Source organism: Maribacter luteocoastalis (genome assembly GCF_048890225.1).
Lineage (GTDB): Bacteria > Bacteroidota > Bacteroidia > Flavobacteriales > Flavobacteriaceae > Maribacter > Maribacter luteocoastalis.
Window position 1 is genome coordinate 1 of the sequence record NZ_JBMFZG010000003.1, and the last position, 25716, is coordinate 25716.

Sequence of the window (25716 nt, forward strand, 5' to 3'; positions counted from 1 at the left end):
AGCCTGCAACACGCTAAAAGAGCAACAAAAAATGCAATTAATTTATACAATGAAATTAGGTTACATTTATCTTTAGAATATAAAACACCGAATATGGTATATAAATTAACAGCGTAAATCTATTTTTAACCTGTAGCCATATTTCAGGACAAGACATGAAAAAAACTACAATAGAACTTTATATGAGACTAATAATTATTTTCATCTGTCTATGTTGTTTCAGCTGTAAGAACAAATCAACATTAGAAAATGTAGTACAAGATGAAACACAAGAAAAGAAAGTTAGGTTATGGAACGATGCTATTGGCTATACAAAATACGATTGGCAATTGGATTCTATTTATAGCCGTTTAGGTATTAAGGACTCTAAAAATAATATGAAATGGAAAGCAGCAATTTGTCCTCACGATGCTTATAAATATTCTGGTCGTTTGTATTACGAATCGCTCAAAGGAATTAATGCCAACACAATTATTTTAGTTGGTGTTGCCCATTTTGCCAGAAATTTTGATTTACAAGACAAAATAATTTTCGGAGATTTTACTCATTGGGAATCGCCTTATGGAGACTTAAAAGTATCTGACTTAAACTCTGAAATTATTGAACAGCTTCCACAATCTTCATACATAATTCATAATGAAATTTACAAAACCGAACATTCAATAGAAGGAATTGTACCTTTTTTACATCGAAAAAACAAGAATCTTGAGATTATCCCAATACTTGTGCCATATATAAATTATGAAACTATTGAAGGAGTGAGTAATAATCTCTCAAATGTTGTCTCAAAAATTTTAAAAGAAAAGAATCTTGAATACGGAAAAGATGTAGCGATTGTAATTTCTAACGATGCTGTGCATTATGGTAATGAAGGTTTTAGTAGTGATTTAGCACCTTTTGGAGTTGATGATAAAGGCATTAAAAAAGCAAGAGCCTTGGACATGGAGATAATTGAAAAGTGTTTAGTAGACGAAATTGGTAATGAAAAAGTGAAAAAATTTACAGAATATACCGTGCAAAATAACGATTATAAGGAATATAAATGGGTTTGGTGCGGTCGCTATTCTGTTCCATTCGGAGTGAGTTTCGCAAATAAATTAAATCAGGCATTAAATAATAAACCGTTATCAGGTACATTTTTAGAGTACGAAACAAGTATAGACCACGACCTTATAAAAGTGGAAGATTTAGGTGTAGAAACTAAAACTATTGCAAACCAAAATCATTGGGTCGCTTACACAAGTATAAAATTTGAATAGTTTATTTGGTGCTTTAATTAACTGGAAATAATAACTTAAAATCACTACCGCTAACAGCGTGTATAGCTTATTGCGGCTGAATTCCTTAATCGGAATTCATTGCAATTTATCTTTCGGTTACAGCAGAAAATCATAGCTGATTTTCCGCAACGAGCCATATTTCAGGACAAGACATAAAAGATAATCATGAATTTCGAACAGATTAAAGAACGAACAAGACCCTTAGTCAATAAAGTATCTCCTGTATCGGAGGGGTCATTAGATCTGATAAGTGACTTGATTTTAGTTGAAGTTTATGAAAAAGGAGATGTGTTTATTGATAGAGGGAAAAAAAATAACAAGGAATACTTTGTTTATGAAGGCGTCTGCCGGAGCTTTTTGCTAAGCCCGGAAGGTGATGAAATAACTATATCTTATTTTCTTGAAGGCAGTGTACTCTCTCCGAATAAAACGAGAACCGCCAATCAAATATCTCACCTCAACTTTCAAGCGCTTACAAAGCTAACCGTAGCTAGTTTAAACGCTGACAAGTTTGAGCAGCTAATGATAAATCACATTGACATACGCGAGTTTGGAAATATGGTTTTACAAAATGAACTCCTTGCAAAAGTTGAAAAAGAAATTGCCCTCGCCTCGCTGAACGGGAGAGAAAGGCTCATTCTTTTTAGAGAAAAATATCACTTTCTGGAAAATCTAATCTCACATGTTGACATTGCCTCCTATCTGGGAATTACAAATATTTCCCTAAGCAGGCTCCGTAAAGAACTCAGGAAGTAAAATGTCATCCTTTAACAAATGTTAATGGAATCGGAATCACAATCATCAATCTTTGTAGTGAACTTAAAAACAAAGAAAGATGAAGAACTTTTCACGGACCACCTCACAAAGATTTGATGTAAATAAAATTAATCCACTATGGTATCTTGTAATTGGACTAGCTACCATGTCCCTAACTCACATGACCTTTAGTATTGAAGTCATGGCTTGGGTTTCAAGTGTTCCGTTTTTAATTTTTTTAAGTCTCACACAAGGCTGGAAGTCAAGATTAACCTTTTTTCTCGCTTTAGTTTTGGCTTGGTCCTTTGTTGTAACGAAGATTATCAGCGAACCAATTCCATTGGTACTGGTCTTCCTTTACTCGATCCCAATAAGTTTATTTCACCTGCCGGGATACTTGATCTGGAGTAAATTTAAAAATCAAAAATATGCGCTGTTTCTATTTCCTGTCATCATGGTTATTATGGAATGGATTCAATACACCTTTACACCTCTTGCCAGTTGGGGCGTAGCTGCATATACCATGCACGATAATGTATCGCTTATTCAAACAGTATCCCTATTTGGGATGGCCGGTCTAAGCTTTCTGATTTATTGGGTTAATGTCTCAATTGCCAATATCATAATCAAAAGAAAAACCGCTATTTCAACATTTCAGCTCCCGTTAATTATGTTGTTCCTTTTAATTGTTTTTGGCTCCATCCGATACGACATGAGCAAAGCCAATGGTATTGACACGGTAACTGTTGCCGCAGTTGGGACAGACTCGGAGGCAAGTGGTTTACCATTGCCAACTAAGGAAAGAACGGAACAGACTAAAACGGCATTATTTAAACGAACCAAAACTGCAGCGGACGGTGGTGCTAAAATAATATCATGGAACGAAGCCGCTATATTTATAATGCCTGAAGATGAGAAGGAATGGATTAACTCCATCAAGGAACTGGCTGCTGAACTCAAAATCACTTTGGTAGCTTCTTATGTGATGCCTATTTCACAAACTCCCTTGAGATATGAGAACAAGTACCAGTTTATCGATTCGTTAGGAAACATTACGCATGCATATCTCAAGCATCAACCCGTACCAGGAGAACCAGCGGTGCAAGGAAAGTCACTTTTAAAAGTGGTTGATATAACCGGAACAAAAATCGGGGCTGCAATTTGCTATGATTATGATTTTCCATATCTGGCAAAAGGGTATGGTGAATTAGGAGCAGATATAGTTATTATTCCGTCAAGTGATTGGAGAGGCATTGACCCTGTTCATACAGAAATGGCAGCCTTTAGAGCAGTTGAGCAAGGTCACTCGGTTCTTCGTTCAACGCGTTTTGGGCTCTCCGCAGCAATTACACCATACGGTGAAATGGTTTCACAAATGAGCAGTTTTGACAATAATGATAAAATCATGTATTCACAACTGCCTACCAAAGTTGTCACTACATTATACTCAGTTATTCAAGATAGTTTCGTCTACCTGTGTATTGGATTCTTACTGTCGTTCATGGCTATTGTGTCTCGATCAAAAAATAAATCAAAACCTACAACAATAGATGATTGATTTAAATAGAGCTATATTAGTATTACTTGCTACAACAAAACCTAAACTGCATTAAAACGCAGTTTAGCCAAATGTTGTGCTTCATTAGGACAAACCAAAATAACCTATGATAAAATTCTTTAGGAAAATTCGTCAAAAACAATTCTCTGAGGGGAGAACTAGAACATACCTACAATATGCGATTGGTGAAATACTATTAGTCGTTATTGGAATACTTATCGCGTTGCAAATAAATAATTGGAATGAAAATCGTAAATCAAGAAGAACCGAAATCTATGTCCTGAATGAAATTGTGAGCAACCTTAATGAAGATGCTAACATCTTAGATGATATGATTTTTCGGCGTGAATTGACAAAAGCATCCGTAGCCAATATGTCCATTTATCTGCAAAAGGAAATTATTGATAAGGAGATCTTAGAAAAGGATATGGTTAACTTTTTAACTTTTGAGCGGTATTTCTCAATTAATAACGCCTATGAGATTTTAAAATCAAAAGGATTACAGCTTAGTAACAACGATCTAACCAGTAAAATATCACGTTACTACGATTATGAACAAAATAAGATAAACCGAAGTGTTGTAGACATTGAGAATGCAATTTTGAAAATAATAGAGAATGATTCTGGAATACTTAAGTACGTTGAATCCATAGACCTAAATAATAAAGTCTTGATTACAAATTACAATAATCCTGATTTTAAAGAAGCATTACATCGAATATTAGTTGGCTTCCAAAACAACAATACAGGCACCTTGAAAAAATTGAAAACCTTTCATGAGTTGAACACAATACTCAGATTAGAAATTGAAGCTGAACTCAAAAGTTTGAATAATGATTAAATTCTTTAGGAGAATTAGGCAAAAACTACTTTCTGAAAACAAGTTCAGTAAGTATCTGGCTTATGCCATTGGAGAAATTGTACTTGTTGTTATAGGGATTTTGATTGCATTGCAGATAAATAATTGGAATGAAGAACGAAAGGAAAATATAACTTTAATCTCCATTCTGAAAAATGAAAAAATATCTATAGCAATCGAAATCGAAAAGGAGGAGATCCAAATTCAATTAATTAATGGTTGGATCGACACTGTACTTAATGCCCAAATCATTATTGAAGACGTTGAAGTGCTCACACTTCAACATGGAGAGGTACTAGATAAAGCTTTTGAGGTTTTACCTTACCTAGGGCTCAGAACTCGGAAGATTGAAAATTTAGAATCCCTTTCTCAAAGTATTTCCAGATCAAAATTAGCCAGTAAAAACGAGGTGGTAAGAACGATAAGCAATCTAATCGATGGGTTTGGGCTTGGAAAAGACTTACTTGATAGTCATCAAGAAAATCTTTTTAATCATGATAAATCCCTAAATAGTGATGTATTAAGGTTCAATTCTAAGGATGAGGCTATTTACAATTTTGAATTAATGAAAACTGATTACCAATTTCAGCACTACTTAACTAGGTCCAGGCGACATAAGATTGCCTCTCGGAATACAGGTCTTAGAATAGTTGAGAACTATAAATTATTAAACGATCAGATTGAAGAACTACTTAAAGAATTAGAAAAATAGAAAACGAACCACCAATATGGGCTATACCTGCCATTTGTCCTTACGGGCAAAGTGCGTATAGCCAAGGTCGTTATGCGGCAGTTGAAAAACGATTATCGGACAAAAATAACGAGCTGATAAAATTTTTTAGAATTTATGTCCAATTCAACTAATCTCGATTGTTATTGAAATATAAAACAAACATTCATTAACAACTAAAATTAAGAAAAATGAAAGAATTCCTTCTTATTTTCAGACACGAAAATGCAAATGGGAAAGTTTCACCAGAGCAAATGCAACAATGGATGAAACAGCAAAAGGACTGGGTGGATAGTATTGCTGCCCAAAACAAATTTATTGGCGGAACAGGACTACTTTTTGATGATGCCAAAGTTGTTGATCATAACAAAATGGTTACGAATGGACCGTTCGGGGACATAAAGGAAACCCTTGGCGGTTACATTACGATTAGAGCGGAATCGGCAAACGAAGCAGCGGAATTTGCAAAAGGCTCGCCTGTTTTGCAGGGCGAGGGCAACACCGTTGAAGTTAGACAAATAGTTACACACTAAATTCAACCAACAAGCCCCTGAATTGGGGCTTTTTTTATGAAAAAAAATGATATCATATCAAACCTGTTTAGATCAGAATTCAGCAAAATTGTTGCTGTACTTTCCAATTTATTTGGCATCAAACATATTGAAATTGCTGAAGACATTGCGAGCGAAACTTTTTTAACTGCCATGGAAACTTGGCCATATAAAGGCATTCCCAAAAACCCTTCAGCTTGGCTGTTTGCCGTAGCAAAAAACAAAGCCAAAAATCATTTTATAAGAGACGGCATATTTAGAGATAAGATTGCCAAACAAATGCAGGAAAATCGGATAGAAGAATTCGACTTTGACCTTTCCGATAAAAATATTGCTGACAGTCAATTGCAAATGTTGTTCGCTGTTTGTCATCCAACCATTTCGGAAAAATCTCAAATCAGTTTAGCTTTAAGGATACTTTGTGGTTTCGGAATAGATGAAATAGCTGATGCTTTTTTGACCAATAAAGAAACCATTAACAAAAGGCTTCATAGAGCAAAAGAAAAACTACGGTCGGAAAACATACAAATGGAAATTCCACCGAACGACCAGTTACTACCGAGATTGGATTCCGTTCTACGAATAATATATTTAGTATTCAATGAAGGCTATTATTCCGAACGCAATAGTTCTCTAATAAGACAAGAACTTTGTCTTGAAGCTATGAATTTAAATTATCTACTACTTCAAAACGACCTTACAAGCACACATTTTTCCAATTCGTTGATGTCCCTGATGTGCTTTCATTCATCACGATTAGAAGCAAGACTCACGGATAAAGGCGAAATAATCCTTTATAAAGATCAGGACGAAAATCTTTGGGACACAGAACTTATCGAAAAAGGATTCCATTATCTACAACAAGCATCGAAATGGGAAATTGCCTCAAAATACTACCTTGAAGCAAGTATAGCCTATTGGCATACAATTAAAAAGGACACCGAAGAAAAATGGGAAAGCATTTTTAAACTGTATGACATTTTATTAAAAATAGAGTATACACCTATTGCAGATTTAAACAGGATATTTGCTCTTTCAAAAATAAAAGGGAATAAAAGAGCATTAGCAGAAGCCGAAAAACTTAACTTAAAAGATAATCACTTCTACCACCTGCTTTTAAGCGCACTTTACAAAGGCTCGGACGAAAACAAAGAAAAAAGAGCATTGAAGAACTCATTAAAGCTTTGCAAAACCGAAACCGAACGAAAATTCATAAGAAAGAAAATTGAGAATTTTCAAAAAAGTGAAGAAAGCCGACCGCATAGCAAGGTATATAAAAAATAGCGGTTTAAGTGCTTAAATCAGAAGTAGTTTGTAAATTTAAAACCTGCATAAACCGATAAATTAGTGCGTGAAAATCCGCTATTATTCACATACAAAACCGTTGTAGCGAATTAAAATGAATACAAAACCACTCATAGAATATTTTAACCAACATCTTCCTTTGAATGAAGAAGAAAAGTCTATGGTGGAGAAGGTTTTCAAAGAACGAAAAGTTAAACGAAGGCAGTTTATTCTCCAAGAAGGTGATGTGTGTAAACTCAACACATTTGTAATTGAAGGGTGCTTCAAAATGTACATGGTTGATGCAAACGGTAAGGAGCATAATCTTCAGTTTGCAATAGAAAATTGGTGGATTGGTGATATCGGCAGCTTTCATACCGAACAGGCGAGTAAACTATATATTGAAGCCATTGAAAACTCAGTAATTCTGCAAATCAGTAAAGAAGACCAACTAAAGTTGTTTGTTGATTACCCTAAATTCAATCGAATTTTTAGAGTAATAACCGAAAACGCTTTGGTTAGCACTCAACGGAGAGTATTACAGAATATCAGTTCAACTGCAGAAGAACGTTATTTAGATTTTATGGAACGATATCCTCATTTCTTTAATCGTATTTCCAATGTTCAAATAGCCTCTTACCTTGGGGTAACTCCTGAATTTCTGAGCACCATTCGTAAAAGATTGGTAAAATCTTAATCTTCCTTAAGCTTCTTTCTTAATATACCTTATAGGTAAGCATGATTCTATTTCTTGAACTTTGTGTAAACAAAATTTGAAAAAATGAAGAAAATTTTAATACCCTTAACTGCCATTTTGATAATGACATCTTGTGGCGAAAAAAGCAATCAAAAATCAAATAAAAGTTTAACTGAAAAAACAGAAATTATGCAAAAAGAAGAGAAACAAAAAATAGAAGAATTACTAAGTGAATATAAAAAGTCATTGAATACTTCCAATGCCAAACTCGCCCAAAGCCTTTATACAAAGGATGGAGTATTTATGCCAACAGAGGCACCTTCAGGAATAGGCTCTGAAGGTATTTTAAAATCATATGAATTTGTTTTCTCTAAAATTCAGTTGAATATTGAATTCTTCATTGAGGAAATAGAAGTTGAAGGAAATATGGCCTTTGCCGTAACCAGTTCAAAGGGAACAGTTAAAATTCACGCAAATGGAGCTGAAGTACCAGAAGCAAACAGAGAGCTCTTTGTATTCGAGAAAGTAAATGGAGAATGGAAAATTGCTCGTTACATGTTCAATAAAACTGAGCCAAAAGGATAAAGAACTTGCGACAACAATATATAATAGCAATAGCGGTTTGAGAACTAACTCAAACCGTTTTTGCCTTTAAATAAGTATCTTGCTTCCTGTAAGGCAAGTGCGTTTAATTCACTAACCCTCTTATACCAAACGCTGGCATTAATTGTGAAAACTGAAATGATAATTAGAGAAGCTCATAGAAATGAATATACCATTTCAACCGACAAGGATAAATTAGATATTTTGAGCATTCACAAATTCCTTGCAAACGAAACTGATTGGGCTAACGGAATTCCAATCAATACTTTGAAAACTTCAATTGAAAACTCTTTGAATTTTGGGCTTTATTACGAAAACAAGCAAATTGGCTTTGCTAGAATAATTTCAGACTATTCAACTATTGCATATTTAGGAGATGTTTATGTTTTAAAGGAATATAGAGGAAAGGGATTAAGTAAATGGCTGATAAATGAAATAATGGAGCATCCAAATCTTCAAGGATTAAGACGCTGGATTTTATTAACTGATACAGCTGAATGGCTTTATAAAAAGTTTGGTTTTACAGAAATACTTAATCCTAAATTTTATATGGAGAAACATAACCCGAATGTATATAATGGAATAAAAAACTAATGCCAACAAAGCCTAATCGCAATGTGGACTTTGGGGCAAAACCGAAAGGTCTGTGTATATTTAAAAAGTCGCTAAATCTTCTGAATTTAGCTTTGGACAAGAAAAAATAAAACTAAACAATAAGCTTTAGCTTCGTACACAGACGGAAACAGGCCAACGCGCCAACTCACCCACTGCTAACCCAGATGACGTACCTACGCAGTACGTTTAGCTCGGACGTTGTGTACATGGCAAAACCAACCAGGAACCCATGATAAAATTCTTTGGGCGTATTAGACAAAATTTATTTTCAGAAGGCAAAATCAGTACGTATCTGTTTTACGCAATGATTTTGGCAATTAACCATAAGCTGTCAGACTCACCCCTTCCGAAACTCCCCTGGTGCTACACCTACCCGTTTCTTGAACAAACGGCTAAAATAGGCTGGGTCGTTAAAATTGAGGAAATAGGCAATTTCAGAAATGGAGTAGGAGGTATTCAATAAGTATTTTTTGGCCTCTGTGATGGTAAAATCCTGAACTACCTTTAGGGCTGTAGTATTTGCCACCACATGGCAGATGCGGTTAAGGTGCATTTGGGTAATGTGCAGTTGGTCTGCGTAGGCCTTGATGCTCAACGGTTGTTGGGCAGATTGCTTGATCAACTGTTGAAACTGACGAAAATACCCGAGTGCCCTATTGGTATGTACAATTTCAGGTCGCTTGGCCTCCAGTTTACAACGGAATAATGCCACAAAGAACAATTGAAAATACGACTGCATGGCCAATGACTTCTCTGGGTGTTCCTCAAAGATTTCTTCCTGGATCTTGTTTTTCAAGTACAAAAAGTCCTTAAAAATAGGGCTGTTGGCCTCAAGCAGAATCCGGTTGAGTTGTTGTAAGGATTCCTGTAAGTTGGGTCTGTCCTTGAAAAGGGTATATAAAAACGAATTGGAAAGGGTAATGACATCCCCCTTAATGGTGGCATCAAATGTAAATCCGTGTAATATGTTGGGCGGAATTACTAGAATACAGGGCCCTTGAATGCGCAATTCCTTTTTTTCCGACACCAGTACACCTTCCCCTTTTTGAATCAAGAATACTTGAAACAAGTCCGTATGAATATGCTCGCTAATCTCCCATGCATAAATTTTACTTCGTATAGCCAAGGGTTCAATATGGATGAAATCCGAAACAAAACCAGGTTGGTTGTCTCCATAAAGTCCTTTATATTTTAGAAACCCTTGCGGCATAAATGTGTATTATGTCTTGTTATTTTTTGTGTATTTTTTAATCTTAAAACCCTAAAAATAGGGTTTTTATATCATATTTATAATTTTAAACATTCAATTTAGTTCTAATTAATGTTTATTTAGTCCTGTATTAAAACGAAAAAATCCAAGGTAAATTTTATAGTTCACCTTAGATTTGGGTGATCACAAAAGTTAAAAACATATGGCAACAGAAACCAATGATAGCTTTGATATAGAGTTGCAACCGCCGTATTTGGCTCCCGATTATAAATCGACACTGCTACGGGCGCCAACAAAGGAATTGGTACTAGTGAAAAAATCACTTTCCGATCTAACTGCACCCGTATTCAACGACCTTGTTTTGGGGGAATTTGATCATGACCTCACCAGGAATTCAAGAAAGAACGGGGAGCCTTTGGGCGAACGTATTGTGGTACATGGCCAAGTGACCGATGAAAAGGGAAGACCGCTTAAAAATACGCTGTTAGAGGTATGGCAGGCCAATGCTGCCGGAAGGTATGTGCATAAGGTAGACCAGCATGATGCACCCTTGGACCCGAACTTTTTGGGAACGGGTCGCTGTATGACCGATGCCAATGGGAATTATAAATTTTATACCATCAAACCCGGTGCCTACCCTTGGGGAAACCACCCGAACGCATGGCGCCCCAACCACATCCATTTTTCGCTTTTTGGCGGGGATATTTCAAGTAGGCTGATTACACAAATGTATTTTCCGGGCGACCCGCTATTTGCATATGACCCTATTTTTAAGGCAGTACCGGTAAAAGGTCGTGACCTTTTGATTTCTAGTTTTGACCTGTCCATTACAGAACCCAACTTTGCCTTGGGGTATCGTTTTAATATCGTGCTACGCGGAAATAAGGCAACGCCCTTTGAAAACAACTAATTATACACTCTAAATGATAGTATGAAAACGGAACTAAAACCACAAACACCATCACAGACCATAGGTCCTTACTTTGCCTACGGCCTCACGCCCGAGCAATACGGATATGACTTTAAGAGTTTGGTAGATGGTACCATGGCAAACGTGAAAGCGCATCAGAATACCATCACTATTACAGGAAGGGTTTTTGACGGCAAAGGTGTTGCTGTAGATGATGCCATGGTAGAATTATGGCAGAATGATGGGGAGCATCAACTTTTTGGTAGATACGGCACCGGTACAAAACCGGATAATAGTTTTGAATTTCGCACCATAAAACCAAAATCTGTAGACGGGCAGGCACCTTTTATCAATGTGATATTATTTATGCGAGGACAATTGTTGCATTCGTATACGCGCCTCTATTTTTCCGACGAAGTCTTGAATGATACGGATGTGGTACTGAACGCCATTCCTAAAGAGCGAAGAAATACGGTAATCGCTAAAAAGAGCGGTAGCGAATATGTTTTTGATATTCACATGCAGGGAGAACAGGAAACCGTATTTTTTCAAATCTAACCAAAGTTCATTATGTCGCTTTATTCTGAGACCTTTTATGCAGATGCCATCAATCGCCTTTTTTCCGAAAGGGAAACCATAGGATATATGCTTAAGGTAGAGGCTGCCCTTGCGGAGGCGCAGGCCAGTTTGGGAATCATACCCAAGGAAGCGGCTATGGTAATTTCGGCAAGTTGCAATGTTGATTTTATTGATGTGAACAAGCTGAAGACAGATATTGTTTTGGGTGGAAATGCTGCCATTCCTTTAGTACAGCAACTCACAAAGATTATAAAGAATACCGATTTTGAAGCGTCTAAATACGTACACTTTGGTGCCACCAGTCAAGATATTATAGACACCGCCAATATACTTGCCATTAAGGAGTATATAACTTGGACCGAGGAAAAAATACTGCTTTTAGAAAAAGTACTGGTGCAGATTACCAACCAACATAAAGGCACGATCATGATTGGGCGTACCTTGTTACAACAAGCGAGGCCCATTACCTTCGGCTTTAAAACGGCAGGTTGGTTGCAGTCCGTTACCAATACCAAAAAAAGGGTACAAGCCATAAAATCACAGCTGTTTCATATTCAATTGGGAGGTGCAGTGGGCAGTGGAAACATTACTATAACTGAGGAAGTCCAAGCCAAGTTTGCGGAGATCTTGGGATTGGAAAAAAGCTTTCCGTGGCAATCGCAACGGGATACCTTAAATGATTTTGCTGGAATTTTAGGGGTTCTAAGCGGTTCGCTCGGTAAAATCGCCAAGGATATCTCCTTAATGATGCAAACCGAAATTGCTGAGGTTTTTGAAGGGGCGGCCGAAGGAAAAGGGGGATCCAGTACCATGCCCCATAAACGAAATCCGGTAACCTGTGCCCTTATTCTCAGCAATAGTACCCGTACCCCTGGATTGGTAAGCACCATGCTTGCTGCTATGGTACAAGAGCACGAACGTTCTGCTGGCTATTGGCATGCGGAGTGGGAAACCTTGACCCAACTCATGGGCCTGACCGCTGGTTCCTTGGAAAAAAGTCTGGATTTGATCCAGCACCTGGAAGTAAGCCCGGAGCATATGTTACGGAACATTGAAATTACCAACGGACTCATTTATGCCGAAAAGGTTTCCTTGTATTTGTCCAAGTCCATCGGAAAAATGCAAGCGCATGAAGCGGTGAAGAAAGCCTGTAAATCTGCTGTTTCAGAAGAGCGACACCTAAAGGAGGTGGTACAGGAGGCTTTTCCCGATATCACCGATTTAGAGACGCTTTTTCAACCTGAAAATGCCATAGGAAACAGCGTTTCTTGGGTAGAGACTATTTTAAAAAATTACAATACCGATTAAATCAACAGCACTGATATGGTTACTAACTATAAACTTCAAGGAACACCAAATAGTCCCGTTATCGTATTCTCCAATTCGTTGGGATCTACGATGCACATGTGGGATGAACTGGTACCTTATTTACTGCCTTATTTTAGGGTGTTGCAATATGATACCCGAGGTCATGGCGATAGTGAGGTGACTCCAGCACCGTATACGATAGACCTTTTGGGTGGTGATGTCATTGCATTGTTGGATGATTTAGGTTTGGATGAAGTATATTTTTGCGGGTTATCCATGGGCGGATTGATAGGGCAGTGGTTAGGTATCCATCACCCTAAACGCATTAAAAAACTTATTCTTAGCAATACCGATTCTAAAATAGGGGATAGGCAGCGTTGGAACGACCGAATTGCCCTCATTGGGGAAGAAGGTATGGATGCTTTGATCGATACGACTTTGGTAAAATGGTTCACCGATGCTTTTAGAAAGACGAATCCCGGACGCGTAGCGGAAACAAGGAATATGTTTTTAGCGAACAGTATTCTAGGGTATGGAAATTGCTGTGCCGCAATAGGAGCTGCAGATTTTAGGGAGGAAATCAAAAATATTTCGGTACCTACCTTGATTATTACCGGTGATGAGGATGAGGTGACCAATGTGGCCGCAGCAAAAAAAATGCAGCAGGCCATTCCCAATTCACAGTTAAATGTAGTACATGCGCGCCATTTGGCCAGTACAGAATTACCGGAACAGTACACACAGCTGTTATTGGATTTTATTGTGGGCCATTCCACCTTTGAACGGGGCATGCATGTAAGGCGTACCGTTTTGGGAGATGCCCATGTAGATCGGTCTATCACGAAGAAAAATAGTTTCAATTCAGATTTTCAAGAGTTTATCTCAAACTATGCATGGGGAGAGATCTGGACCAGACCAGGATTGCTAAAACGCCAAAGAAGTTTGATCACTTTGGCGATGTTGATTCCCTTGAATAGGGGAGCTGAATTTAAGATGCACATTCGTGCCGCTTTTAACAATGGCGTTACCGTTGCTGAAATTAAGGAAGTAATCCTGCAATCCGGTATCTATTGTGGTTTACCCGCGGCAAACGAGGCCATGCATAATGCGGAGGAAGTTTTTAAGGAATTGGGGATTGAATACTAGAAGAATTATTTTCTTAAATATGTGATTAAACCAATGATGTCAGGTCGAGTGCATTCGAGACCTAATTTTAAAGTACGTTAATTTAAATGACCTCTCGACTGCGCTCGAGGTGACTGTAGTATATTAATGATAAGGATATGAAAAAGTGTATCGAATGAAAAAAATAACAACGCAAGTCGGAATTATTGGTGCAGGCCCTGCGGGTCTGGTATTGGCACATTGGCTAAAAAAACATGGGATTTCATCCGTGATTTTGGAATTACGTTCACGTGAATATGTAGAGGGCCGTGTACGCGCAGGGCTGTTGGAGCAAAATACGGTGGATATCATCAACGATTTGGGTTTGGCAGACCGACTTAATACCGAGGGGATTGAGCATGATGGGGTGTATTTGAGTTTTGATGAAGAACGCATTCATGTGCCTTTTGCAGAATTAACAGGAGGTCGTAAGATTACCATTTATGGACAACAAGAAGTGGTAAAAGACCTTACCGATGCCTGGTTGGAGCAGGGTGGGCAATTGTATTTTGAAACCGGGGCAACCGCTATTGTGGATTTTGATACGGATAGGCCTAAGATACATTTTGAAAGCGATGGGGGTGAACAGGGAATACTGGAATGTGATTTTGTAGCGGCTTGTGATGGTTTTCATGGTATTGGAAGAAAAACCATGCCCAAGGACAGTTACCAATCCTACGACATCACCTATCCTTTTAGCTGGTTGGGTATTTTGGCTAATGTAGCACCTTCTACCGATGAGCTGATATATGCCTATCACGAAAATGGATTCGCCCTTCATAGCCTTAGGTCCGAGACGGTAAGTAGATTATACCTGCAAGTAGATAATGATGAAAAACTGGAAGATTGGCCCGATGAACGTATTTGGGAGGAACTGTCCACAAGATTGGCCACTAAAGGATGGACCTTAAAATCCGGACCTATTTTCGATAAGAGCATAACGCCAATGCGTAGCCATATGATCGACAATTTGAGTTCTGGTCGCCTGTTTTTAGCTGGCGATGCCGGTCATATTGTCCCACCTACGGGAGGGAAAGGGTTGAACCTTGCCGTTGCAGATATAAAGCATCTAGTAGATGGCTTTGTGGATTTTTACAAGAACAACTCCCTTCAGAATTTGGATGATTATACACAAATGGCATTGCGAAGAATCTGGAGGGCACAGGACTTTTCCAATTTTATGACACAGCTATTTCATAAACAGGATGAGCATGGCTCTTATACCTATAAATTACAAAAGGCCAAAATCGACTATATAAAAATGTCAAAAGCCTATAAAACCACCATAGCGGAAAATTATGTGGGCCTACCTTTTGAAACCTACGAATTTTAGAATACTATAATATGAAGAAAGTACCACAAATAACGGCCCAAGCAGCGGCGGCGATGGTGAAGGACGGCGATGTGATTTTGGGTGGTGGTTTTGGCATGACCGGTAACCCAGTACATGTCATTCATGCCTTGGCGGAAACTACAACTAAAGACCTTACGTTTATTGCCAATAATGTTGGGGAACCGAACATGGGTGGTGGCCGTTTATTGAACAACGGACAGCTTAAGAAAATGATAGGTTCTTTTTTTACCTCCAATCCAGAAGCGGTAAAGGCTGCACAGGAAGGCAAAGTGGAATATGAGCTATTACCGCAAGGAACCTTGGCAGAGGCCATACGTGCAGGCGGTGCAGGTATAGGTGGGTTTTACACCCCTACCTCTGCAGGAACTTTGATTGCCGAAGGGCGGGAAACCAAAATGCTGAATGGTAAGGAGCAGGTGTTCATTGAAGGTATTCGTGGAAATGTAGCCATCGTACGTGCTTGGAAAGCGGATACAGCAGGTAATTTACAGTACCGTATGACCGAACAAAATTTCAATAGGGCCATGGCTACGGCAGCTGATTTGGTGATTGCCGAAGTTCAGGAAATAGTTCCCGTAGGAGCTATTGACCCTAATCAGATTCACACACCAGGTTGTTTTGTGGATTATCTTGTTCAAAAAGAATTGACCGAAGAAGATTTAGGGACTTCCGCATCGGTGGGCTCATCTAAAGTGATAGATGAACGGCGTATGAACATGGCAAAAAGAGCTTTTGCGGAATTGGAAAAAGGCGATGTCGTGAATCTAGGTATTGGGATTCCAACCTTAGTGGCAGATTTGATACAACCCGAGGATGGCATTATTTTACATACCGAAAATGGGATGTTGGGCGTTGGTCCAGAACCTTCAGATGGCGGTGGTGCCATGCATTATCCCGTAAATGCTGGTAAAGTTCCCGTAACCGCCTTGCCAGGAAGTAGCTATTTTGATAGTGCGGATAGTTTTGCCATGATTCGTGGCGGGCATATAGATGTAGCCATCATGGGTGGTCTTGAAGTGGATGCCCAGGGCAATTTGGCCAATTGGGCGGTTCCCGGAAAACCACTACTGGGTGTTGGAGGTGCGATGGATTTGGCATCGGGCGCAAAAAAATTAATCATTACCTTGAGCCATACCGATAGGGCCGGAAATTCCAAAGTGGTAGAAACATGTTCATTGCCCATTACGGATTTCCATTGTGTGGATGTATTGATTACGGATTTGGCCGTTTTTAAATTTATTGAGGGACAATTGACCTTAGTTGAAATATTGCCTGGAAGTTCTTTGGAGGAAGTCCGTGAAAAGACCGATGCCAAATTTGTTGAAAAATTAGAGCAGAAATAAGATGAAAGAAGCATATATCGTTGATGCTATACGTACCCCCATAGGAAGCTTTAGAGGAGCACTAGCGCCCGTTAGGGCAGATGATTTGGCAGCTATTCCCATAAAGGCCTTGTTGGCTAGATATCCCAATTTGCCTAAAGAGGTGATTGATGATGTGATTTTGGGCTGTCATAACCAAGCTGGGGAGGACAATCGAAATGTGGCCCGAATGGCCTTACTTTTGGCAGGGTTGCCCTACTCGGTTCCCGGGGAGACCATCAATAGATTGTGTTCTTCGGGTATGTCCGCTATAATTCATGCCAATAGGGCCATTAAGGCCAATGACGGTGATGTATTTATTTCGGGAGGAATGGAACATATGTCGCGTGGACCCTATGTGATTTCAAAAGCGACATCCGCCTTTGGGAACGACTCCAAAATGGAGGATTCCAGTTTTGGATGGCGCTTTGTGAACAAAAAGTTACATGAGATGTATGGTACCGATGCCATGGGCATTACTGCCGAGAATCTGGCGGAGCTATTCAAAATTAGTCGCGAAGACCAAGATTTGTTTGCCTACAATTCACAGATGAAAGCAGCAGCGGCACAAAAGAATGGTACACTGGCAGAGGAAATTTGCTCCGTGGAGATTCCGCAAAGAAAAGGAAATCCTGTAATCGTAGATCAAGATGAATTCATTCGTCCTGACACCTCTTTGGAGAAGTTGGCGACCCTCCGAACCGTTTTCAAAAAAGACGGTACGGTAACCGCTGGTAATGCATCTGGCCTTAATGATGGCGCTGCGGCTATGTTGATCGTTTCTGAAGAAGCCTTAAAAACCTATAACCTAACACCAAAAGCACGGATTGTTGCTTCTGCCGTGGTAGGGGTAGAGCCCCGGATTATGGGTATAGGCCCGGTATATGCCACCAAAAAAGTATTGGAGAAAACAGGATTGACGCTAAAGGATATGGATACCTTGGAATTTAATGAGGCATTTTCCGCACAGTCCCTAGCCTGTACGCGACAGTTGGGTATGGAAGATAACGACCCACGTATCAATCCGAATGGCGGGGCCATTGCCATTGGACATCCTTTGGGCATGTCAGGTACCAGAATTGTACAGGCTGCCGTGAATCAGTTGGGAAGAATTGGTGGTAAATATGGACTTGCTACCATGTGTGTGGGTGTAGGTATGGGCTATGCCATAATTGTAGAAAGGGTTTAATACGGTGCAAGGTAAAAACCAATAAACCAAACGGATATTTTTTAATGCAATAGGAGGTATGATCCAATGGTATGTTTATACACTTATTGGAAAGACCTGTGATTTTTATTGAGGCCTGAAGCTAAAATTAAAGTATTATGATTTTAGTGGGCTTTCGTAATTAATATCGTAAAAATCTAGATGTAGATGGTCTATTTATAGTCGTTGATTGCTTAATCCCTTTATCTTCCAGTAACTTTGCACTTCTAGAATACCTCTTTGTGAAGAAAGCAGTTTTGTTCATGGTAATTAGTACGTTCTCATTCACTTTAATGAATGCGTTGGTAAAATACCTGAACCATTTTCCAACTTTTGAAATTGTTTTTTTTAGGTCGGTAGGCTCCTTGATTTTAGCTACGTCTTACATTCTGTTTAAAGGAATCCCTATCATGGGACATAATAGGAAACTGATGTTATTAAGATCTTTTGCAGGATTAACGGCTATGAGTCTATTCTTTATGTCCTTAAAATATTTACCTGTTGGCACAGCGGTTTCGTTACGATATATAGCACCGATCTTCGCCACCTTTTTTGCTGTTATTTTACTTGGTGAAAAATTACGTGCCATACAATGGCTCTTGTTTGCCATTGCTTTTTGTGGGGTGCTGGTAATTAAGGGATTTGATGATTCGGCAAGTACCGTCGGATTACTATTAGTGCTTACCGCTTCCGTTTTTAGTGGATTGGTATACGTTATTATTAGAAGAATAGGAAAAGGAGATCATCCTTTGGTTGTGGTCAATTACTTTATGTTTATTGGAACCGTAATAGGCGGTTTGTTGAGTATAAGGGATTTTACGTTTCCAGTAGGAATTGAGTGGTTCCTTTTATTAAGCTTGGGGATTTTTGGTTTTTTTGGACAAGTATTTATGACCGAGGCGTTTCAAACGGCAAAAACCACACTAGTGGCCCCTTTAAAATATATAGAGGTTATTTTTACGGTCTGCGTAGGTGTCTTTTGGTTTGGGGATGTGTATACCATTTGGAGTCTGTTAGGTATACTTTTGATTATAGGTGCTTTGGCAACCAATGTATTGGTTGGTAAAAGGTGAGCAAGTCAATGCTTATCTACCTGTTCTGGTTTCCGCTATACTGTTATTAATATCTGTCATTGAATTTAGTACAACTTGGGTAATTTCCTCTTCAATTACATGGTAATATTGAAAAAATAACAGGGTGGTTACCACAAGCATCACTATTAATAGTATGTCCGAAATCATTTTTGTATCAAATAAATTCCCAGAAGTATTCATAATTACGCATTTATAAAATCAACCTTATAAAAATAAAAAATTCTAAAATAATTAACAAATAATTAAGACAAAATGTATTTATTGTTAATTAAAACCCAACAATCCTTAAGGTTAGAATATCGGGTGAACTGCTAAATTTCTTGATGAAAAACTCAAAATTTATCAAAAAAATCAAAAAACCTATGAATTTTTGTTAAGTATTGGCTGCTGAACAATTAAGAACTTTGTCATGTAAATCCCCAAAATCTACAAACATGAGAAATAACTTAAAACACAGATTGATAATAGGGTGCATGGCCACCCTTTGTTGTGGTTCCCTGCTCGCTCAAGCGGAGCTGGTCTCAAATGACCGCATTTATCAGAAAAATGAAAGTTCGAAGCGCCTTCAGAATTTTCAAGAATTAAAATCCTTAGGGTATACTGAAAAGGAAATTTATGAGGACCTGGGCAATGCACATTTTCTGTCCAACAATTATGAGACTGCCCTTTTTTGGTATGATAAATTAATTGAATTGAGTGAGGATGGCCAATTGGAACCTTCTTATCAGAAGCGTTACGACCATGCAGTTTCAAAATTGGGAAGTTCCAATACAATTAAAGAGGTTGAAGATGAAAATTGGACAGAATTGGTAAGGTCCGATTATCAGATGACCCATGTTTCCTCAAAAGTGGCTAAGCGTTCAAATTTTAGGGACAGGTTTAAGCCTTTGAATTTTTCAACTGAGTCTGGCACTGCTTCTTTAGGCGGTATTAATGCCCATAAGGTTACAAGTAAACAAGTTCTTAGTAAAAATGAATTTGAGTACGAGACGCCAATAGTGGTTACCAAAGACGGTAATACGGCATATTTTAGTAAAGCTGTTATGGTTAAACCTACCACAGGAATATTCTCAAAAAAGGAAAAAATACATAAAATATATAAAGCGGATAAAGTAGACGGGCAATGGAGAACCATTCAGGAATTAGCCTTATGCCCTAGTAACTATTCGGCATTGCACCCAGCGATTTCCCCTGATGGTAAGCGACTTTTTTTTGCATCTAATATGCCTGGAGCTTATGGCAAGTATGATATATATGTGTCGAATATTAGTAAGACAGGTACTATAGGTATTGCCAAGAACTTAGGTGAAAAGGTGAATACGGTTAAAAATGATATTTATCCTAAGGTAATAGAAGGGAATACGCTTGTATTTGCTTCTGAAGGCCATAAAGGCTATGGTGGCTTAGATGTGTATATGGTAGAGGTAGGTCAGAAAAATGTAGGCTTGGCCATAAATTTAGGTAGTCCAATAAACAGTAAAAAAGATGAATTCTCTATTCAACTTGCAAATAAAGACCAGATGGCCTATGTGATATCAAACAGAGGGCAAGAGGGTGAGGATTTGCAAAAAGTAGCCTTTTCCTATATAGGTGAAAGGAGTGCTAACCAAGGTAAGGATTATCATTTGCTGGAAGCCTTAAATAGTGAGGACCATGTAAATTATTCTACCTCTGTATTTGAAGATGAACAATAGTTAAATACATCATTTCTAAGGATTAAAATATAATAGACCTTTTCAAGGGAAATTGCTGAAGTATATTCCACCCAAATAGACCAACGCAACCTATAAACGCCCTTGCTTGTGATTAGTTACCCAAATTTTAAAATTTACTCAGATGAACTACGCAAATACAACATTTAAGAAATTAGGTTTACTACTTCTTCTTGGTATCGTTTATGGAAACTTAAGGGTTGTGGCCCAAGAAACGAATACCAACCTAAACTCTAGTACTACCTATCATAATCAATTATTTTTTAATAGGTATTTAATTAATCCTACGTTTTCATTGGTGCGCGAGAACAAATCGTACCTAAACATATTGCATAGAAACCAATATGCCACTTTTGACGATAACAGTCAGAATTATTATTTAGGTTTTAGCAATAAACTTAATGAACGTACGGCCTTAGGTATTGGTGTGTATAGTCAATGGGCTGGTGTGGTACAGGAATTTGGTTTTAATGCCAATTATGCTACAGCTGTTAAATTAGGGCAAAAAAGCCAATTGGCATTTGGGGCCAACATAACGTACTTTAACCAAGGGTTAGACAAAAATAGGGTTGTAGTAACTGAAAATGACCCAGAGATTTCTGAAGCAAGGAAGGAAAGTAAAATAGCGGTTCAACCTGGAATTAATTTAACCATAGGTAATTTTGATTTTGGATTATATGCCAAGGACCTTTTACGATATAATCAGACTACCAATGAGTTTTTAACAAATCTATCTACAAAAAGTGTGAATGCATCTGTTCAATACACGCATACGTTTGATGCAGGTAGAGGCCTTTTTGAAAACGGTAGGTTAATGCCTTTGGGGCAAATAGGGAAAAATGTGGACGGTAGTATTTATTATTTAGGTTCCTTATTATTGGATTTGCCAAAATATGGATGGTTGCAGACTACTATTGATCAAGAATTTGGCGTATCTGCTGGTGTAGGGTTTAATTTAAGTGAAAAAATGTCGCTGGGTTATTTAATGGAGAAGGATATTTCTAAAGATGAATCCAATTTAGGATGGAACCACGAGGTCTCTCTTGCTTATAAGTTCAAGGATGATGACATGTCCTTAACTATTGCAGATAGATCCAACGATAGTAAAATAGACCGTATCGTTAGAAATTATGAAGAACAGATAGCGGATTTAATTACTGAACGCGATAAGGCTAGAAAAAATAGTAATAATGTAAAAGGAAAAACAGAGGTTACGCTATCTACAAACGATGACGCGAACACTATAGCGTATCAAAATAGACTAATATTAGATGAACTTATCTTAAGACAAGATTCCATTGAAGAGGCACGTACCGCTGCTTTTGAGCATCGATTCGAAACCATAGTACGCCTTTTGAGAAATGACATTAAGGACAATATCAAAAATAACCTTCTAAATTTCGACCAAGATCAACAGACGATGTTATTGGCCAATGAAATGCAAAGGGAACATGACGCTGCTGAAGAAGAGGAGCACAGTAAATACAAAAAGCTACCAATCAGGGTTTTTGGCGAAGGCGATTTAGTAGGCGTAAAAACAGGTTATTATGTTATTGCAAACGTGTATAAGAATAAAAATTACCTGAATGCCTTTATGGCCAAATTAAAGAAAGAAGGATTGGATGCCAAACAATTCTATAACAAGGAAAATGGATTGTACTATGTGTATTTAGCAGATTATGATTATAAAAAGGATGCGCAAACAGCCTTCGTATCAAACATGAACGGTAAATACAATGATGATAAATGGATTATGCAAGTAGACCATGCCACGGCTACTGCTTCAAATACTTTTGAGGATGATGACACCTACAGTACAGAACAATAACAATACTGTACTTTAATTACAATAAAAATCATTTGAGCGGCGTTGGGTTTTAATATTTCTATGTTTGAGTAAATTGCCGACTAAAGGAGGGGTGGTATCCGGGGGGATAGCCAAGTCCCCTCCTTTTTCATTTAAAAAAATTCAACCGATTTTTCCGATGAAATGCAAATCGCTATGTATTTGAACGAAAAAACCTATAGTTTTAGCCAACTTATTTGATGAGTTTATATATTTAAAAAACAAACATATGATATAAATAAAGTTTAACCCCCAAATCCCCCCACAATATGAATACACATTACCTACAATTTGTCTTAAAAACTAACTTTGCTTTTAAGGCATCCAACAGTTCCAAACCAAGATCTCATGACTTCAGAGATCAATTCAAGTACCTTTTCAAATATGCTTTTGGCATAAATTCAGGGTTACTAAGTACCTGAATTAATTTTTAAAAAGGGAACAGTTCTATAGCCAAATTTTGATCCAACCAACATTCAGTGTCTGGATATAGGTTCGTTTTACTTTGGTTGTCATAATCACTATACGTTTTATTTTGATGGTATGGATGAACCTTGCTATGAAGAATACTGTTCCCTAAACCTTATATTTTACTCATAACTAACCATTGCTATTCTGTTAATTATCAACAGGATGTAATAAAATACTGTTTAATATGAAAACTCAAGATTTAAAAATTATTATAATAGAAAAGGATAAAAGTCTACATAATGAATATGAGGATTACCTAGCTCATTTTACGGGTTACAAACTAGTTGGCATGTACACAAATGCGAATAAGGCTCTGAAGGATATAAGGTCAAAAAAACCGGATATTATAATATCGGAAGTTACTTTAGATGGTATTTGTGGTATGGACGCCATAAAGTTATTCCGCAGAAAAGATTGGAACGTAAAGATTATAATGATAAGTGAAATAAATGATTTTGATGTCATTAAAAAGGCTTTTAAAAGTGGAGCAAATGGTTATTTGACTAAACCAATGACCGCCGATAAAATTCAACATGCACTTATGAATGTAAAAAAAGAAGGTGCTACCATGAGCAACGATATCGTTACCAAGGTGATAAGCGATTTTCATAGAAAATCATTTAAGTTTTTCTCTGATAGGGAAAATCAGATTATAGACTTTTTATGTAAAGGCGCCACCTATAAAATGATTGCGGACAAGCTTTTTGTGACTACCAGTACCGTGAATTTTCATATTCAGAATATTTATCTAAAATTGGATGTGAACTCTAAGTCTGAAGCATTGCTAAAATTGGAACAAATGTAAACCCTACTTATGTTTAATTGAGGCCCTTAGTGTATCACTTACTAAGGGCCTTTTTTATAGTTTACGAAAGCGGTTTCGTAATTTTTCGAAAATCACGAAAAAAATATAAAAATCTAATAATCAGCATTTTAAATTTACATATTTCTCACTCATATTATAATATTTTTAAGGTATAGGCAATTATTTTAATTCTATGTAAGGGTAATACCATTCTATTCTGTTATTTTTATTCCAGCAATACTACAATTGTATTGCTATAAAATAGCATCATGTATTATTTAGGTCTTGATATAGGTAGTTCATCCATAAAAATTGCTTTAGTAGCATCGGACAGCGGAAAAAGTGTTGCTGTGGTACAAGAACCACAAACGGAAATGTCCATGCTGGCCATTAAAAATGGTTGGGCAGAGCAGCATCCAGATGATTGGTATACCCATGTTTGTGTTGGTATCAAAAGAATTTTAAAAGAGAACAACGTTCCTTCAACTGCAGTGATTGGCATTGGCATATCATATCAAATGCATGGTTTGGTATTGGTGGATAGGGAAGGTAAACCCCTAAGGAATTCTATTATTTGGTGCGATAGTAGGGCGGTTGGTATTGGACAAAATGCGTTTAAGGAAATTGGTGAGGAAAAGTGTTCCGAACACCTATTGAATTCTCCGGCAAATTTTACGGCCTCTAAGTTAAAATGGGTAAAGGATAATGAGCCAGAAATTTATGAAAAGGCCTATAAGTTTATGTTACCCGGCGATTATATCGCCTTTAAGTTGACAGGTAAAATAAACACCACCATATCCGGATTGTCCGAAGGTATTTTTTGGGATTTCAAAAAAAATGAAATAGCCGATTTTTTATTGAAATTTTACGGGTTGGATGCTTCATTGGTGCCAGAAATTGTGGATACGTTCTCAGAACAGTGCTCAGTAAACACTAATGGCGCTTTAGAAAGCGGTTTAGAAATTGGAACACCAATTTTATATAGGGCAGGGGATCAACCTAATAATGCATTGTCCTTAAACGTGTTCCATCCGGGAGAAGTTGCTGCAACTGGGGGCACTTCTGGTGTTGTCTATGCCATTACCAATAGCCTTTCGGTTAAGGAGAGCGCAAGGGTAAATAATTTCGCACATGTAAATTACCAAAAACAATACGATCCAAGAATCGGTAAACTATTGTGTATAAATGGTTCTGGAATACAATATAGATGGTTGTTGAATAATTTGGATGTCACCTCGTATGATGAAATGAACCAATTGGCATCGGGTATAAAAGTAGGTTCCGATGGTGTTGTTATAATACCTTTTGGTAATGGAGCAGAGAGAATGCTTAACAATCAAGAGGTTGGTACGAGAATAGTAAATATAAACTTGAATAATCACGGTAAAGAGCATTTGTGCAGGGCGGCTTTGGAAGGCATAGCCTTCTCTTTTGTTTATGGAATGCAAATAATGGAGTCTGATGGTATTCATGTGAATGTGATGCGTGCAGGTAACGACAACCTTTTTCGTTCTGAAATCTTCTCTAATACGGTGGCGACCTTAATTGGATATGATATAGAAATTTATAATACCACCGGGGCCATTGGTGCTGCAAGGGCCGGGATCTTAAGAGATGGTGATTATAAAAGGTTTGGCAGGGCCATTATGGAAAATGATTATATAAAAACGTTTACCCCATTACCTAATAAGAAAGAATACGAATCTGCCTATGGGCAATGGAAAAAGGAATTAGACTTAATATTGAACAAATAATAGATAAT

25 protein-coding genes are annotated in these 25716 nt (G+C 37.7%); 23 read left to right on the forward strand and 2 right to left on the reverse strand.

Going from position 1 to position 25716, the window contains the following annotated elements:
* Positions 1–3: 3 nt before the first annotated feature.
* The 11 genes from ACOCEA_RS07145 (at position 4) to ACOCEA_RS07195 (ending at position 8912) form a co-directional block, all read left to right on the forward strand.
* Complete coding sequence (locus tag ACOCEA_RS07145) at positions 4–117, forward strand: hypothetical protein (RefSeq protein ID WP_420756216.1); 114 nt, start codon at positions 4–6, stop codon at positions 115–117.
* Between the two features lie 38 nt (positions 118–155).
* Complete coding sequence (gene amrB / locus ACOCEA_RS07150) at positions 156–1259, forward strand: AmmeMemoRadiSam system protein B (protein WP_420755540.1); 1104 nt, start codon at positions 156–158, stop codon at positions 1257–1259.
* Between the two features lie 186 nt (positions 1260–1445).
* Positions 1446–2036, forward strand: a complete 591-nt coding sequence (locus ACOCEA_RS07155; protein ID WP_420755541.1) for a Crp/Fnr family transcriptional regulator — start codon at positions 1446–1448, stop codon at positions 2034–2036.
* Between the two features lie 79 nt (positions 2037–2115).
* Positions 2116–3594, forward strand: a complete 1479-nt coding sequence (locus ACOCEA_RS07160) for a nitrilase-related carbon-nitrogen hydrolase (RefSeq protein WP_420755542.1) — start codon at positions 2116–2118, stop codon at positions 3592–3594.
* 106 nt (positions 3595–3700) lie between these two features.
* Positions 3701–4435 (forward strand): DUF6090 family protein, encoded by a 735-nt coding sequence (locus tag ACOCEA_RS07165; RefSeq protein WP_420755543.1) that lies wholly within the window; start codon positions 3701–3703, stop codon positions 4433–4435.
* The gene (locus ACOCEA_RS07170) at positions 4428–5165 is read left to right on the forward strand and encodes a DUF6090 family protein (RefSeq protein ID WP_420755544.1); all 738 of its coding nucleotides are present in this window, start codon (positions 4428–4430) and stop codon (positions 5163–5165) included. Before ACOCEA_RS07165 ends, ACOCEA_RS07170 begins: the two co-directional genes overlap by 8 nt.
* Before the next feature lie 209 nt (positions 5166–5374).
* A complete protein-coding gene (locus tag ACOCEA_RS07175; protein WP_420755545.1) occupies positions 5375–5716 on the forward strand; it encodes a YciI family protein in 342 nt (113 codons plus the stop codon).
* 36 nt (positions 5717–5752) lie between these two features.
* A complete protein-coding gene (locus tag ACOCEA_RS07180) occupies positions 5753–7018 on the forward strand; it encodes an RNA polymerase sigma factor (protein WP_420755546.1) in 1266 nt (421 codons plus the stop codon).
* Positions 7019–7133: 115 nt separating this feature from the next.
* A complete protein-coding gene (locus ACOCEA_RS07185) occupies positions 7134–7715 on the forward strand; it encodes a Crp/Fnr family transcriptional regulator (RefSeq protein ID WP_420755547.1) in 582 nt (193 codons plus the stop codon).
* Between the two features lie 84 nt (positions 7716–7799).
* Positions 7800–8300, forward strand: coding sequence for a YybH family protein (locus ACOCEA_RS07190; RefSeq protein WP_420755548.1), 501 nt, complete (start codon positions 7800–7802; stop codon positions 8298–8300).
* Between the two features lie 60 nt (positions 8301–8360).
* Positions 8361–8912: a GNAT family N-acetyltransferase gene (locus tag ACOCEA_RS07195; RefSeq protein WP_420755549.1), complete on the forward strand. Its 552-nt coding sequence runs from the start codon at positions 8361–8363 to the stop codon at positions 8910–8912.
* A 358-nt stretch (positions 8913–9270) separates the two neighbouring features.
* Here the strand turns inward: ACOCEA_RS07195 and ACOCEA_RS07200 are convergent, their stop codons facing one another.
* Positions 9271–10143 (reverse strand): helix-turn-helix domain-containing protein, encoded by an 873-nt coding sequence (locus ACOCEA_RS07200; protein WP_420755550.1) that lies wholly within the window; start codon positions 10141–10143, stop codon positions 9271–9273.
* Positions 10144–10345: 202 nt separating this feature from the next.
* Here ACOCEA_RS07200 and pcaH point away from each other — a divergent pair, with 202 nt between their 5' ends.
* From pcaH to ACOCEA_RS07245, 8 genes are all read left to right on the forward strand, one after another.
* Entirely contained in the window at positions 10346–11053 is a 708-nt protein-coding gene (gene pcaH / locus ACOCEA_RS07205) for a protocatechuate 3,4-dioxygenase subunit beta (protein WP_420755551.1), read from the forward strand.
* Between the two features lie 21 nt (positions 11054–11074).
* Entirely contained in the window at positions 11075–11611 is a 537-nt protein-coding gene (pcaG, locus tag ACOCEA_RS07210) for a protocatechuate 3,4-dioxygenase subunit alpha (protein ID WP_420755552.1), read from the forward strand.
* A 12-nt stretch (positions 11612–11623) separates the two neighbouring features.
* Positions 11624–12940 (forward strand): 3-carboxy-cis,cis-muconate cycloisomerase, encoded by a 1317-nt coding sequence (pcaB, locus tag ACOCEA_RS07215; protein ID WP_420755553.1) that lies wholly within the window; start codon positions 11624–11626, stop codon positions 12938–12940.
* Between the two features lie 15 nt (positions 12941–12955).
* Positions 12956–14086 (forward strand): bifunctional 3-oxoadipate enol-lactonase/4-carboxymuconolactone decarboxylase PcaDC, encoded by a 1131-nt coding sequence (gene pcaDC, locus ACOCEA_RS07220; RefSeq protein WP_476422496.1) that lies wholly within the window; start codon positions 12956–12958, stop codon positions 14084–14086.
* Between the two features lie 154 nt (positions 14087–14240).
* A complete protein-coding gene (locus ACOCEA_RS07230) occupies positions 14241–15437 on the forward strand; it encodes a 4-hydroxybenzoate 3-monooxygenase (RefSeq protein ID WP_420755554.1) in 1197 nt (398 codons plus the stop codon).
* Positions 15438–15448: 11 nt separating this feature from the next.
* On the forward strand, positions 15449–16801 hold the full coding sequence (locus tag ACOCEA_RS07235) for a 3-oxoacid CoA-transferase (protein WP_420755555.1): 1353 nt from the start codon (positions 15449–15451) through the stop codon (positions 16799–16801).
* A gap of 1 nt (position 16802) precedes the next feature.
* Positions 16803–18008 carry a 3-oxoadipyl-CoA thiolase gene (gene pcaF / locus ACOCEA_RS07240; RefSeq protein WP_420755556.1) on the forward strand — a complete coding sequence of 402 codons (1206 nt, stop codon included), beginning with the start codon at positions 16803–16805 and terminating at the stop codon, positions 18006–18008.
* 260 nt (positions 18009–18268) lie between these two features.
* Positions 18269–19099: a DMT family transporter gene (locus tag ACOCEA_RS07245; protein ID WP_420755557.1), complete on the forward strand. Its 831-nt coding sequence runs from the start codon at positions 18269–18271 to the stop codon at positions 19097–19099.
* Between the two features lie 12 nt (positions 19100–19111).
* Here the strand turns inward: ACOCEA_RS07245 and ACOCEA_RS07250 are convergent, their stop codons facing one another.
* Entirely contained in the window at positions 19112–19300 is a 189-nt protein-coding gene (locus ACOCEA_RS07250; RefSeq protein ID WP_420755558.1) for a hypothetical protein, read from the reverse strand.
* A gap of 254 nt (positions 19301–19554) precedes the next feature.
* On the opposite strand from ACOCEA_RS07250, the gene ACOCEA_RS07255 reads away from it, so the two are divergent.
* The 4 genes from ACOCEA_RS07255 to ACOCEA_RS07270 all read left to right on the forward strand — a co-directional run bounded on the left by ACOCEA_RS07255 (position 19555) and on the right by ACOCEA_RS07270 (position 25708).
* A complete protein-coding gene (locus tag ACOCEA_RS07255) occupies positions 19555–20814 on the forward strand; it encodes a cell envelope biogenesis protein OmpA (protein ID WP_420755559.1) in 1260 nt (419 codons plus the stop codon).
* 142 nt (positions 20815–20956) lie between these two features.
* Positions 20957–22660, forward strand: coding sequence for a PorP/SprF family type IX secretion system membrane protein (locus ACOCEA_RS07260; protein WP_420755560.1), 1704 nt, complete (start codon positions 20957–20959; stop codon positions 22658–22660).
* A gap of 673 nt (positions 22661–23333) precedes the next feature.
* On the forward strand, positions 23334–23954 hold the full coding sequence (locus tag ACOCEA_RS07265) for a response regulator transcription factor (protein ID WP_420755561.1): 621 nt from the start codon (positions 23334–23336) through the stop codon (positions 23952–23954).
* Between the two features lie 269 nt (positions 23955–24223).
* Entirely contained in the window at positions 24224–25708 is a 1485-nt protein-coding gene (locus tag ACOCEA_RS07270) for a xylulokinase (protein WP_420755562.1), read from the forward strand.
* Positions 25709–25716: the final 8 nt, after the last annotated feature.